Below are 12873 nucleotides of genomic sequence, written 5' to 3' on the forward strand. Positions count from 1 at the left end.
GCGCGCCCGCGGCGCCTGCCGCGCTCCGCCGGACACGGCCTCCTCCACTCGGCCGACAGGGCCGTCGCGCACCGTCTGCGAGCGTCCTCCTCGGCTTATGGCACGAGCACAAGCTTTCCCTTCGCCGCCGAGCGCTCGAGCATCTCGTGTGCGTGACGAGCCTCGGACAGCGGCAGGCGTTCGGCCACGACCGGGTGGATCTTGTGCTCGCGCAGCAGATCGAGCAGCGCGCGGAAGTCCGCCCGGAACCGGTCCGGGTCGCGGGGGCCTCCACCCACGGGAAGCGCCGGGTGGCCTCCAGCCACGGGGAGCAGTTGACGGTGACGGCCGTGAAGTTTCTGGATCCGGTAGGCGAGCACCTGCCGACGGGGCGAGAGCAGGCTCCAAAGCCCGACGGCCGCGGTCGCCGCGTACCACTCCGCCCACGCTCTCCGGTTCTTGTGCCCGTGCTCAAGTGTGGCGTAGTGGCCGTACACGACAAGCCGTCCGCCGGGCCGCAGCGCGCGGAAGGAGCGCAGCGACACCGCGCCGCCGAGTCCGTCGAGCACGACATCGACACCTTTCCCGGGGAGCTCGCGCACCCGCTCCAGGAAGTCCTCGTTGCGGTAGTCGATCGCCACCGCGCCGAGCCGTTCGACCGCGGCCTGGTCGCGGGCGGACGCAGTTCCGTAGAGGTGAAGCCCGGCGGCCGCTCCGAGTTCGAGGACCGCGGTGCCGACCCTGCCGGCAGCACCGTGCACGAGCACCGTCTCGCCGCTCCTCACCCTCGCCACGCGGTGCAGGAGCTGGTAGGCGGTCATGTAGGTGAAGACGAGGTTCAGAACCTCTGCCGGGTCGAGGTTCTCGGGCACCTCGACCGCCTCCGCCTCCGGCACGCAAACGCGCTCCGCGTCCGCGCCCCACACCGTCAGCGCACCGATGCGGTCCCCCACCCGGAGCCTCGAGCAGCCGGGGCCGAGCTCCTCGACGACACCGACGAGCTCATAACCGGGCGTGAACGGCGGTTTCGGCACTCCGAGATATGTGCCGGCGCGCAGCTGGGCATCGGTGAAGGACACGCCTGCGGCCAGCACCCTGACGCAGACCTCACCGGGCCCCGGTCGGGGATCGTCGTCCTCCACGATCCTCAAGACCTCGGGACCGCCGAAATGATCAACGACGACGCGCTTCATCTCTTCAGCCTAGGTGGACTGCACTGCCCTCGCATCCGAATGGATCCTGCGGCTCGAGCAGTACGAGTCCCGTGCCCGACCGCTGCAGCCCGTGCCGCTGTACGGTCGCGTGCATGTCGCTCTCGGTTCCACGGTTCCGGCTGTTGATCCACGAGTGCAGCCGGTCGACGAAGTTCCTGATCGCGGTGGGTACCGGCCCATGCCGACCCGAACCGGGCCAGTGACCGCTCCGATGTTCGGTCTCTTCGCCCGGGAGGACTGGGGGAACGCCCCGCAGGGGCTGGACTCCGCATCACTGCGGGGAAGCTCGACTGCCGTCCCGGCTCTGGCCGGTCGCGTACGGCGGGAACGCCGGCGTGACTTCGGGAGTCGGGTCAGGAGACGGCGTTCGTGACGCCGTCGGCCACCCCGGCTGCCACGTTCGTCTTCATGCCGCCCGCGCCGGACGCGCCCCCGTCAGTCATTGCAGCCCGGGCCGTTCCTCGGGTTGACGCAGGTGTTGATTCCGGGGCCGCCGTTGTTGAAGTTCCTGCCCGGGCCGCCGTCCAGGTTGTCGTTGCCGGCTTCCCCGAAGAGCCGGTCGTCGCCCCGGTTCCCGGCGAGTTCGTCGTTGCCTCTGCCGCCGTAGAGCTGGTCCTTGCCCCGGTCCCCGGAGAGCGTGTCGCTGCCTTCGTCGCCGAACAGCTCGTCGTTGCCGTCGCCGCCGGAGAGGATGTCGTTACCCTCCTCACCGTGGAGTGTGTCGTTGGCGCCGTCACCGTAGAGCTGGTCGTTGCCTTCGTCACCGTCGAGCCAGTCGTTGTCCCGCCCGCCGGAAAGCCAGTCGTCGTCGTCACCGCCGGAGAGGATGTCGTTGCCCGGGCCACCGGAGAGCCGGTCGGTGCCCGAGCCGCCGGAGAGCTCGTCGTTGCCCGTCTCGCCGCGGAGTTCGTCGTTGCCCGATCGGCCGCGGAGGTCGTCGTTGCCCAGACCGCCGAAGAGCTGGTCGTTGCCCGAGCCGCCGGAGAGCTGGTCGTTGTCCGCATCACCGTTGAGGATGTCGTTGCCCGAGCCGCCGCAGATGACGTCGTTGCCCCCGAGTCCGTAGACCGTGTCATTGCCTCCGAGCGCGAAGATGACGTCGTTGCCGGGGGTGCCGACGATGATGTCGTTCTTCCTGGTGCCGACGATGGTGGGGATGGCGTCCTCACAGAACGAGGTGGTGGAGGAGTCCGTCCCTCGTCTCGCTGTCCCGGGTGTCGCGGCCGTTGTGGGGGTCGACCACACGAACAGCCCCCCGATGACGAGGGCGAGGAGTGCGGGCAGCAACCGTGCACTGAAACGGCGCCGTACGGAGCGCGAAGCCGGAGTCGTCATCGACGGGTCGTCGCCGGAGGGGCGGGGCTCGGACATGACTCGGCTATCTCCCGGGTGAGGCGCAGCTGACCCTTACAGACAGTCACACTTTCGCTCGGCCCGCCCGTGCACCAAGAGGGGACCGGGTTTGTCCACGGACCCTTTTCCGCAGGTCAATGGGGATCTCCCGGATTACCGTGATCACTCTTTCGGTCCCGACCCTTACGGACCCCTCGGGAAGGGGGTGTCCGATGACGGCCTGCGCCCCTTGGTCCGCGGGAGGCCCTGTGGTTCCGGGGCGTCACGTCCCGGAGCACCGAGGTGGCCGGAGAGGCCGCCGTGCTGCTCGTGGCGATGGCTTCTCCGGCCGGGTTCTTCTGCCGGGTCGAGTGGTCAGGCGCTGGCGCAGATCGCGTACACGCTGATGCCGACGTCGGGGTAGAGGTTCTGGCGGCCGAGGGCGATCCAGCCGGTGCCGTCGTCTGTCGGGAAGCTGCCGACGAGGATGGCGTCGTTGCCGCGGGCCTCGGCACCGCCGCCGACGGCCTTCTTGCCCGCCGGACAGTTGACGATACGCCGCTGGAAGTTGGGGACGTTGGCGTTGGGAAGTCTGACGATCTGATAGCCGTCCACTGCCATCGCCCGCGACGACGGTGCCGTGCTCGCCGGGGCCTGGCTGGTGGTGGCCTCAGCGGCCCATCCGGCACCGGTCACCAGGGCCAGCGTCAGTGCGCCGGCTCCAATGGCCTTCATGCCTCGCATGGGTGTGTCCTTTCGCTCTGCGGACCTCTCGGAACGGAGCCCTGTCGGTGATCATCCTCCGGGCGCCGATCACCGATTTCCGGCGAACTGCCATGGAAAACCCAATAGAGTGAATAGGCCTTAAAAAGGGATATGGGAGCAGGGCGGCCCGGCTTGCTCCCGCCGACCCTCGGAGGCCGATCCGAGTCCGTACCTCCGTGTCACTCGAGACCCTGGGTGAGTCAGGCGTCGAGCCAGGCCCGCCGGTCGCGGGCGACGTCGTGGACCCGGTCGACCTGCGCCGCGGTGAGCACGCCCGACAGGGGCGCCAGGGCCGAGACCTCGCGCTCGCGGTAGACACGGACGTCGTGCCGTGTGACGGCGACCTCGAGCGCGGCGACCCCCACGAACACCAGGACGGGCTGTACGGGTACGTCGAACGCGCAGTACCGCTCCAGCGCCCGTCGCACGCGCCGGGCCTCGTCGCGGCTCCTCGCCCCGTACGGCCGTGGCGGGCCCCCGTCGACCCGCACCGTGTCCTCCCCGACCCATACGGTCCCCTGATGGTGGTTCTCGGTTCTGACGCTGAAGACGCCGCCGGGGCCGATCAGGAGGTGGTCGACGTCCACCTCGCGCGGCAGCGGCACGGAGTGCAGTACGCGCCATCCGTGGCGGGTCAGCCGGTTCAGCTCGGCTCCCACCCGGCGTTCCCCGGCCGACTCCGTGCGCCGTGGGTCCCCTTCGGCCGGCCGCCGCAGCAGCCGCGAGACCGTGCGCGCCACCGGTCCGGGCCCGGACCCGGCAAGAAGGGTGCGCAACGCGGCACCGGGACGGTTGGACGCGAGGTCGTTCTCCGGCGTCAGCGGGGGTAAGGAGGGCCGTGACGAGGCCGGTCCCGGAGGCCCGGGGCCCGGCGCGGGGTCCGGCTCAGGGCCCGGCGCAGCCTCCTGCGCCGGTTCGTACGCAGCTTCCGGCGCCTGGGCCGGCCGCTGGAGGACGACGGCGGGCGTCTGCCGGGCGAGGGCGTCCAGCACGGCATCGCCGTAACGCGGGTGCAGGCAGGTGACCTCCCCCGTCATACGGTCCGCCCACGCCACGGACGTGCCGTCCGGCAGGTCCACGTAGAGACGGTCGTGCCCGAAGCGCTTCCACGAGGTGACCTTCAGTTCCTCCACCGAACCCCCCACAGCCGTACCGCCGTCGTCGCCATCGCAGCAGCGCGAAGGACCGCCCACAAGGGCGCACCGTGCGCTCGGAGGGTCGCCACGGCGGGCGGCGGGTCGTCGAGGCCGCGTGCCCTGAGCCGGGACCGGCACGTCGGCGACGGGGGGCGCACGCCGGACGGTCCGCGCATCCGGACACCGATCCGGTGGAGGGCTGTTCGGCGGCGGCCCGTAGCATCCGGACATGACGAGCAACGTACTGACTCCGTGGTGGCGGCAGCGGCGCAGCGCGGTTGCCCGGCCGGAAGGCAGCGCGGGGTCCGTGGCGGCGACGCCGGTCCTCGACTGGGGGCACCCTCGGGTGCGGGCCCTCCTCGTGGACGCGCGGGAGTCGGCGGGGGCCGGTGCGGACGAGCGGGAACTGCTCGTGGCCGCACACGGGCTGGTGAGCGAGCGGGTCCGGGCGGTGTACGCGTTGAATGACGCACAGGCCGTCTCGGAGACGCTGCGGCGACGCCGTGGGTCGTGCAGTCAGCGGCTGGCGGTGCTCGAGGCGGTCGCACGGGCGGCGGGGATCGCCACGCGGGTACGGGGACTGCTGGTGGACGGCTCGTTCTGGTACCCCCGCTTCCCGCGGTTGCGGCCGCTGGTGCCGGACGAAGTCCTCCTGGCCTGGCCGGAGTTCCGGCTCGCACGGGAATGGGTGGGGGTCTCGGAGCTTTACGGGCCGCTGCACGCCCTTCGCGCGTCCGACCCTCGGGGCTTCACCAACTCCGGTCCGCAGACGCTCTTCGAGGCTCTGGCGTCCACCGCGGTGGACTGGGACGGCTCGACGTGCGGTGCGGACGGCTGTTCCTCCTTCGACCTGTCGGCGCTCGTACGGAAGGACCTCGGGCGGTTCCCGTCCCGGGACGACCTGTTCGCCGCGCACGGCCAGACCCTGTGCCCGCCCGCCAGGATCGTCGGGGGCGCGCTGCTGGGCCGCCGCCGGGCCGCCTGACGGTCCGGGCCCTGCGGCCGACGACCGGCCCGGCCGCCCGTACCTCCGCCGGGCGGGAAACCTCCCCGCCGACTGATCGTCCACCACCCGACTTCCGCCCTCCGCCGCCCACCGTCCACCGTCCGCTTGATGGCCACCACCCGGCAGCCGGGCGGCAGTTGGCCGTCGTGTCGGCGCCGGGCGGGTCCGGTCCCCCGGCGGTGTCACTTCCCGCTGCCGCCGGGGGCCGTCATCGTCGTCCGGTGCACAGGCCCGGGAAACGTCGTCCGGTGCACAGGCCCGGGAACGTCGTCCGGTGCACAGGCCCGGGAAGCTGCGCTGCCCCGGGACCCCGGGCCCGGCGAGCTCAGCCCCGGCAGCACAGGCCCGACGCCCGGGCGGCAAAGACCCGACGAGCACGGCGGACCCCAGCCGCCGGCCCCGGGTGCGCCGGATCCGACGGGCGACGACGGCCCCGGTGCGGCGTCACAGTCCTGAGTACTCCTTCACCACCCTGCGCGTCTGGGCGAAGAGCATGCCCACGTTCACCGACTTGCGGCAGACCGCAACCGCGACAACGTCCTGCTGGTCGTTCATCCGGATGAACAAGTGCGTCAGATTGTCGCTGTTGACCAGGATCTCCTGGAAGTAGTGCTGGGTGTCGACGACACCCCTGCGCTCCTTGAAGACGTTCTCGATCATGACCACGGTGCGCCCCTGGAACAGGTCGAGGGTGGCTCCCGCGAGCAGGTCGAGCACCTCCGGCGGGTGGGTGTCGACCGTCTCGTAGGCCAGCAGCATTCCGGTGCCCATGTCGACGACGCCGGCGGCGACGCAGTCGGGGGTCTCCGTCCGGAGCGACTTGACCAGGGCCGTCACATGGTCCGAGAAGTTCTGGGTCATGCGCTTGGACGTCATTGCCGTCACACACCTTCCGTCAGGATGGAGCCGATACGTTCGAGGGTCGGCCGGGAATCGAGGTGGAGACGGCCGACGTTGAGGCCTTCGTCGCCCAGCACGACCATCAGCGCCATGTCGCCGACCGCGTAGACGGCCGTGCAGCCACGGCTGTTGTAGGTCACGGTCTGCCGCAGCATGCCCTGGCCGGTGGCCTCCGCCGTGCGCTTGGCGACGCCGAGGCCGGCCGCGGCGAGTGCCGCGAGGTCGTCCGGGGAGACGCCCTTTTCCATGTCCGCCGCAATGAGCAGACCGTCCACGGCCACCACCGCGGTGTCGGTGATTCCCGTCACCTGTTCTCTGAGACCCCGCATTTCACTGACCAAAGCCTGGCGATTCACCTGTCGGCCTCCTCTGACCCATTGTTTTTCCGTTCACTTCCTTCTGGACTCGGATTCGCGGGACTCTGGGTCCGGATCCTGCCTCCCAGCCGGAAGAGTTCTTTCCAACTCGGCACGGGCTTTTCCCCGGCGAGTGATTCGACGATTCCGCTCGCTCCCGGGTCGCGGCGGGGCAGCCCTGCCGCGGGAGGGGCCGGGCCGGAGGGCCGGGCCGGGGTTCGTCGTGCGGGTCCCCACGGGGCGGTGTCGCGCACGACGGCGCCCTCGTGGTACGTGGTGGACCGCTCCAGCAGGCCGTCGCCGAGCATGCGGGAGATCTCGACGGTGACGGTGTACACGCCTCGGCCGATGACGAAGGCGATGTCGCGCGCGGTGCGCCTGCCGTTGGCGAAGGAGAGGATCTCCCGTCGGGCATCGCCGAGCCGTCGGTCGGGGTCCGCGGCCTGCCCGGCGGGGACGACCCGCTCGCGGTCCGGGAGCACCGCCTGGGGCAGTGCGGCCAGTGCGGCCAGCCGCCGGCGCGCCTCCCGGACCAGCAGCCCCGGCTCCTCGCCGCGACCGGCCGGCGGCGAGGAGGGTCCTACGGGGGCGGCGGCGCAGCCGCCCACCTCGCCGGCGACGACGGCGAAGACGGCGTCGTGTATCGCCATCATCGAGATCACCTGGAGCTCTGCGGCTCCCACGAGTCCGCGCTGCACCAGCTCGCCGGCCGGCCAGCGCGCGGCCGGGCCCGCCTCCAGCAACCCCGTCCAGTCGTCCTCGCCGACGCGTCCGGAACGCACCAGCAGCGCCTCGACCCCCGGGGCCCCGGGGCTCTCGACCGCGATGACACGTCCCTGGCCGAAATGGAACACCCCGCCGGGCTTTCCGGAGACATGGAGCGTTCCGGTGACGCGGTCGTCCCCCCACTGGAGCAGGCAGCGGAAGAGCAGGTCGTGTCCGGCCCGGTCGAGGGACTCGCGAATCCCGGACATCGCTCCCCTTGATGACGCGGCACCATGTGATTCGGGCGCGCGCACTTCATACACACGTACTTCACACACGTGATCGATGCGCCACACCAGGGGAGTATTTTTATCAGCCGCTATCGCGCCTTCTCGGCCAACGAACACATGTGACAGAAGAGGATGTTTTTCGGCGGACAGACGTTGTCATTCTGCCGTCTTGACGATCATCTGCTTACGAGTTGCAGGGCCGCTGCCGCGGACACCCCAAGTCCCCAGTGTCTCGGCGATCGTGCGGAGGAACGCGGCCGTCGCGGCAGGACTGCACGGGAGTTCGGGGTTCCGGGTAACGACGGGTACGCCCGGCGGGAGGGAGGGGGGCAACCGGGGCGCGCTGACGCGCGGGTCGGCGAGGTTCAGGCCGGGCGCCGGGGCACCGCCCGGCTCGTCACGCCCCGGTCGTCCGACGGACCGTCACGATCGACGAACCGTCACGTCCGGCGGTCTCAGGCCGTACAGCTCAGCCGCAGCTGCGCCGCGGCGTGGTGCGCGCCGGACCGGTCCCCGTCGTGGTGGTACCCGCCCCGGTCCCAGTCCTCGCCGCGGTCGGTGAGGCGCACGGCGAAGTACGGGCCGCGTACGTCGTACGTACCCACGGGGACCAGTTCGCCGCGGTGTCTCGTCTGGTCGACGCCGAAGGTGTGGTAGCGGGAGCCCATGTCGAACGGGTCGGCGAGCAGGTGGTACACGCTCGGGTCGCCGGCCACGTCCTGGCTGCGGTAGCCGCGGGGGACGTACACGGCGAGCGAGCAGCGCCGGTACGCGCTGTCGACCCGCCAGTACCAGGTCGCGCTGCTGCCGTAGTCCTGGTAGGCGCTGCCCGACATCGGGATGGCCGAGAAGCGGCCGTCGCAGCCGCTGCCCCGGTATCCGCCGGAGCGCACGCCGTACCAGCCGCGGAAGCCGTCGGACCAGCGGCCCGACTCGTAGTAGTAGCCCGTGGAGCAGCCGGGGCCGGCCCACGCGGAGTAGGAACGGCCGCGCGAGGGGGACGGCTTGGCGGAGGGCTTCCCGGTGCTGGGCTCCGGGGACGGTGACAACGTTGCCGACCTGCTGGGGGTGGGGGACGCGGATGTCGCGGAGGCCGTCGGTGCGGCGGACGTGGCCAGGTCCTCGGGCAGCGCGCTCGGCCAGTCGGGCCTGGGCAGGGCGGCACGCGGCGGCAGCAGGGTGGACGATGCGCCCGCCGCGGTGCCCCCGCCGTCCGCGTCGCCGGACGAGGCCATCAGCAGCCCGGCGGCCAGGAGCCCGACGAGCAGCAGGGAGGCCCCGGACGTCACCAGGACGCCCGAGTGCCGGCTCCTGCTCGCCGCACGAGTCCGCGGCTCCGCGTTCTCGCCGCAGACGAAGCAACTCATCCCGGGCAGCGCACCGACGTCACCGCTCCCGCACCGTTCGCACGACATGGGCCCTCACTATGCAGCAACCCGCGTACCGACTGGTAGGGATGAGGAAGAAAAAGGTGCTTTGACCTTGGGTCAATGCGCTGCGGGACCGCCCCCGCCACAGTTTCACGACCGCCCTGGCGGAGGAGACCGGCGGATCGGACCGGTGCAGGTTTGACCCTGCCCCTGGGGCAGGGCTCACGGTGGGGCCACCGGGCACCGAGGAAGCCCGGCGACGGAGGATGGAACCGTGACAACCGCATCACCCCGCAAACCCCCTTCACGGGAGACCCCGGACCCTCCCGATGCTTCCGGAACGTCCGGGAGTCTCCTCAGCATCGGTGCGTTCGCGGCCCGCGCCCGCCTCTCCCCCAAGGCCCTGCGCCTGTACGACCGGCTCGGGCTGGTCGTTCCCGCACGGGTGGACGAGGTGACCGGCTACCGCTGGTACCGGGCGGACCAGGCCGAACGGGCGCGGCTGGTGGCGCTGCTGCGGCAGATCGACATGCCCCTGGCGAGGATCGCCGAGGTCGTCGAACTGCCGCCGCAGGAGGCGGCCGACGCGGTCGCCCGCCACTGGGCGGGGGTCGAGGAGCGCGTGGCGGTGCAGAGGGCGCTCGTATCCCATCTCCGTGACCGACTGTCGGGCAGGAGAGGGACCGTGTACAGGATCGAGACGTGCGAGGTACCGGAGCAGGTCGTACTCGCCGAGCGCAGGCATGTGTCCGCGGACGAGCTGCCGCGCTGGATCCCGGCCGCGTTCGGACGGCTGGAGAAGGCGGCGGTGGAGAAGTGCGGCGGGTTCGCCGGGATCCCCTTCGTCGCGTACCACTCCGACGTGTCCGAGGAGAGCGACGGACCGGCCGAGGTGTGCGTGCCGGTGGCCGACGCCGTGGCTGCCGAGGCCTATGCGGCCGCGGCCCGCGGGCGCGGCACGGTCGTACGGGTGGAGCCCGCGCGCCGGCTCGTCCACACCCGGATCACCAAGGCCCAGGTGGCGTATCCGCAGATCCTCTCCGCCTACGACGCGGTCGAGGAGTGGATCGAGGAGCAGGGGCTGACCGTCGACGGGCCGTGCCGGGAGGTCTACTTCGAACCGGACTGGGACGGAGCGGCGCCGACGGACGAGGTGTGCGACATCGCCTGCCCCGTCGTCCGGGACGACAGCGGCTCCGGCACCTGACGGCACCCGGGCGTCGGGTTCGGGTTCGGGTTCTGCACAGGATGTCGGGTCCGGGGCGGGACGCCGGGCCCCGGGCGCCCCCACGTGCCGGGGCGGGAAGACGTCGGGTCCGGGGCAGGATGCCGGCCCGGGGCCCGCACCGAGCATCCGCTCGCGCAGGCGATCGTCGCCGGTACCCACGAACGCGGCGGGCCCGGGGCAGGATGTCGAGTTCGCGGGCGGGACATCGCGTCCGGCCCTACGTCCCGGCGGGCCCCGGCACCCGTCGGGGCTCCGGCGGCCGGTTCGGCCGACCCGGCGCGTCCGCGTCCGGCCTGTGCAACTCACCCGGCTGCTCCTGCCCGCCCGGGTGCGAAGCGGCGCCCGGCTGTCGCCGGGCCTGCTCGCCGTGTCCGCTCGCCGCGCCTGCTCGCGCCGACGGCCACAGCTCCTCCGGGCACTCGGTGCCCCGCGGGATGGAGTAGGGAGCGGCGAGCCGGTACGTGCCGGGCGCGGGGGCCAGGAGCTGGGTCCACTCGTCGCCCGCCGTGTCCTCCTCCGCCTTCAGCAGGCAGCCGTTGACGTTCCGGTACACCGGCGGTGCCCCTTCGTCCTCGCGGGACGCCGGTGCCGGGGTCGCCCGGGGAGGTTCGACGCTCCTGCCGTCGGCGTCGACGAGGGCCAGCCACGGGGAGTACGGCACACGGATGCGCACCATGCCGGGCGCGTTCACGCGGATCACGACCTCGTCCGCCTCCGCCCGTACGACCCTGGCGGGCGGGTCGGCGATCGGGGTGGGGGCGTCGACGGCGAACAGCTGCCAGTTGTCGTCGGCCCAGATCCGCTTCAGGTACGGCAGTCCCCCGGAGACGAGCTCGGCCTCGCGGACGGCGCCGGAGTGGTCCGGGGCGTCCTTGGGCAGCACCACGTAGTGCACCGCCCAGCGGTGCAGCCAGTCGAGGTAGTTCTCGGCGTCGAGGGTGTCGTCGTAGAAGAGCGGGTTGCGCTCCATGTCGGCCTGGCGGTTCCAGCCCCGGGCGAGATTGACGTACGGCGCCATCGCGGAGGCCTCGCGGTGGCTGCTGGCCGGGACCACCTCCACCCGGCCCTTGTCGGCTCCGAGCCGTTGCAGCCGGTCCACGAGCGGCGCCATCTCCCGCGCCCAGGAGGCGTCCGGGGCGGTCCGCACGATGTCGTCGACGCTCTTGAAGCCGATCCAGCCGGTGAACCCGGCGAAGGCGAGGACCAGTGCGTACCAGCGGCGGGACCGCGGCGCCGCGTACGGCAGGGCCGCCAGCAGCACCACCCCGGCGAACAGCATCGCGAACCGCGAGACGTTGGAGCCGATCTGGGAGTCGACCAGCCAGGTCAGCAGTACGCCGACGCCGTAGACGGCCGCGCCGGTCCGGACCGTCCGCCACTGCGCCGGTACGAGGACCATCACCAGCACCGCGAAGAGGAACGGCAGCGCCGCCGTGCCCAGGGCCATCGGCTGCGTGCCGGAGAACGGGAACAACCAGGCGGACAGCCCGACCACCAGGACGGGCGCGAGCCCCAGCGCATACGCACCCGGGCGCCTGCCGTTCAGGAACAGCGCCGCGGCGACCACGCCGAGGAACAGGCCGGCCACCGGGCTGCTCGCGGTGGCGAGGCCGGCGCACGGCGCGGCGACGGCCGCCTTCCACCAGCGGTCCCTGCGCCGGGAGACCCGCGGCCGGCAGAAGACCGCGGCGACCGCGGCCATCGCGAACATCATGCCCAGCCCGAAGGTGACCCGGCCGGACAACGCGTTGCACAGGAAGGCGAACACGCCGGCGAGGCCGCACGCCATCGGGTTCCGCACGGCCCGGATCCGGACCAGCAGCAGCGCGGTCAGCCCGGCCGAGACCGTGCCGACGATCATCATCGTCGTCCGGACGCCGAGCAGGGACATCACGTACGGCGACACCACGCTGTACGAGACGGGGTGCATCCCGCCGTACCAGGCCAGGTTGTACGCCGAGTCGGGGTGCCGGCCGACGAACTCGGCCCACGCGTCCTGCGCCGCGATGTCACCGCCGCTGTTCGCGACCGCGAAGACCCAGACGAGGTGCGCGACCGCGGCGACGACCGTGGCGACGGCTACCGGATGCCGGAGCAGCTCGCGGAACGTCCGGCGGGCGACGGGCGCGGTCCCGGCCGGTCCCGGGGTGGCGTCCGCGGTCCCGGCCGGTCCCCGGGCGGCGTCCGCGGCCCCGGGCGGAGGCTCCGCCGTCCCGGCCGACGGGCGGGTGGGGTCGTCGGCCGACGGCCGGGGGCGGGCGCCGGCCGCGGCGTGCGTGGGCTCAGCGGTGGTCACTGCGGCCCTCCCGTCCTCCTCGGCCCATGTTTGTCGAACTGCCCACAGGGGTCGGCGTACGTGCCGACGTGCGCCTCGGCGCGCCCCGCCGACAGGCTGCAGTGCCGGCCCGGTCCGCGCAACCGGTGGCGGCACCCGCACGTCCGCAGGGTGGTCCGTACTGCCGTCCGGGCGTGCGCCGCGGCCGCGGCGCACGCCCGCTGCCGCCCGTGACCCCGGGGGGATCCGCCCAGGCGGATGAGCTTCGCTCCGAAACCGGACTCTGACCGCTCACTCTGCACCGCGACCAGAGCCTA

At 72.3% G+C, this 12873-nt stretch carries 11 protein-coding genes and 1 pseudogene; 3 read left to right on the forward strand and 9 right to left on the reverse strand.

Going from position 1 to position 12873, the window contains the following annotated elements; all coding sequences use genetic code 11:
• Positions 1–95 precede the first annotated feature (95 nt).
• Positions 96–1172 (reverse strand): medium chain dehydrogenase/reductase family protein, encoded by a 1077-nt coding sequence (locus tag ACZ4Z5_RS31185; RefSeq protein ID WP_468269233.1) that lies wholly within the window; start codon positions 1170–1172, stop codon positions 96–98.
• A gap of 183 nt (positions 1173–1355) precedes the next feature.
• Between ACZ4Z5_RS31185 and ACZ4Z5_RS31190 the strand changes: the two are divergent.
• Positions 1356–1545 (forward strand): annotated as a pseudogene (locus ACZ4Z5_RS31190) (hypothetical protein); the annotation flags it as partial.
• Between the two features lie 83 nt (positions 1546–1628).
• Here the strand turns inward: ACZ4Z5_RS31190 and ACZ4Z5_RS31195 are convergent.
• The 3 genes from ACZ4Z5_RS31195 to ACZ4Z5_RS31205 all read right to left on the reverse strand — a co-directional run bounded on the left by ACZ4Z5_RS31195 (position 1629) and on the right by ACZ4Z5_RS31205 (position 4423).
• Complete coding sequence (locus ACZ4Z5_RS31195; RefSeq protein WP_468269235.1) at positions 1629–2564, reverse strand: calcium-binding protein; 936 nt, start codon at positions 2562–2564, stop codon at positions 1629–1631.
• Between the two features lie 336 nt (positions 2565–2900).
• The gene (locus tag ACZ4Z5_RS31200) at positions 2901–3269 is read right to left on the reverse strand and encodes a hypothetical protein (RefSeq protein WP_468269237.1); all 369 of its coding nucleotides are present in this window, start codon (positions 3267–3269) and stop codon (positions 2901–2903) included.
• A gap of 221 nt (positions 3270–3490) precedes the next feature.
• Positions 3491–4423, reverse strand: a complete 933-nt coding sequence (locus ACZ4Z5_RS31205; RefSeq protein ID WP_468269239.1) for a nuclease-related domain-containing protein — start codon at positions 4421–4423, stop codon at positions 3491–3493.
• Between the two features lie 232 nt (positions 4424–4655).
• On the opposite strand from ACZ4Z5_RS31205, the gene ACZ4Z5_RS31210 reads away from it, so the two are divergent.
• Positions 4656–5411, forward strand: coding sequence for a transglutaminase domain-containing protein (locus ACZ4Z5_RS31210; RefSeq protein ID WP_468269241.1), 756 nt, complete (start codon positions 4656–4658; stop codon positions 5409–5411).
• A 465-nt stretch (positions 5412–5876) separates the two neighbouring features.
• On the opposite strand, the gene ACZ4Z5_RS31215 is transcribed toward ACZ4Z5_RS31210, so the two are convergent.
• The 4 genes from ACZ4Z5_RS31215 to ACZ4Z5_RS31230 all read right to left on the reverse strand — a co-directional run bounded on the left by ACZ4Z5_RS31215 (position 5877) and on the right by ACZ4Z5_RS31230 (position 9098).
• A complete protein-coding gene (locus ACZ4Z5_RS31215) occupies positions 5877–6308 on the reverse strand; it encodes a hypothetical protein (RefSeq protein WP_468269243.1) in 432 nt (143 codons plus the stop codon).
• A gap of 5 nt (positions 6309–6313) precedes the next feature.
• Entirely contained in the window at positions 6314–6661 is a 348-nt protein-coding gene (locus tag ACZ4Z5_RS31220) for a roadblock/LC7 domain-containing protein (protein ID WP_468269245.1), read from the reverse strand.
• A 23-nt stretch (positions 6662–6684) separates the two neighbouring features.
• On the reverse strand, positions 6685–7662 hold the full coding sequence (locus tag ACZ4Z5_RS31225) for a MarR family transcriptional regulator (protein WP_468269247.1): 978 nt from the start codon (positions 7660–7662) through the stop codon (positions 6685–6687).
• Positions 7663–8138: 476 nt separating this feature from the next.
• Complete coding sequence (locus ACZ4Z5_RS31230; protein ID WP_468269249.1) at positions 8139–9098, reverse strand: adhesin; 960 nt, start codon at positions 9096–9098, stop codon at positions 8139–8141.
• A gap of 316 nt (positions 9099–9414) precedes the next feature.
• Between ACZ4Z5_RS31230 and ACZ4Z5_RS31235 the strand changes: the two genes are divergently transcribed.
• The gene (locus tag ACZ4Z5_RS31235; RefSeq protein WP_468269312.1) at positions 9415–10260 is read left to right on the forward strand and encodes a MerR family transcriptional regulator; all 846 of its coding nucleotides are present in this window, start codon (positions 9415–9417) and stop codon (positions 10258–10260) included.
• Positions 10261–10498: 238 nt separating this feature from the next.
• Here the strand turns inward: ACZ4Z5_RS31235 and ACZ4Z5_RS31240 are convergent, their stop codons facing one another.
• Positions 10499–12577, reverse strand: coding sequence for an MFS transporter (locus ACZ4Z5_RS31240; RefSeq protein ID WP_468269251.1), 2079 nt, complete (start codon positions 12575–12577; stop codon positions 10499–10501).
• Between the last annotated feature and the right edge of the window lie 296 nt (positions 12578–12873).

It is taken from the genome of Streptomyces sp. NPDC030222, assembly GCF_055573115.1.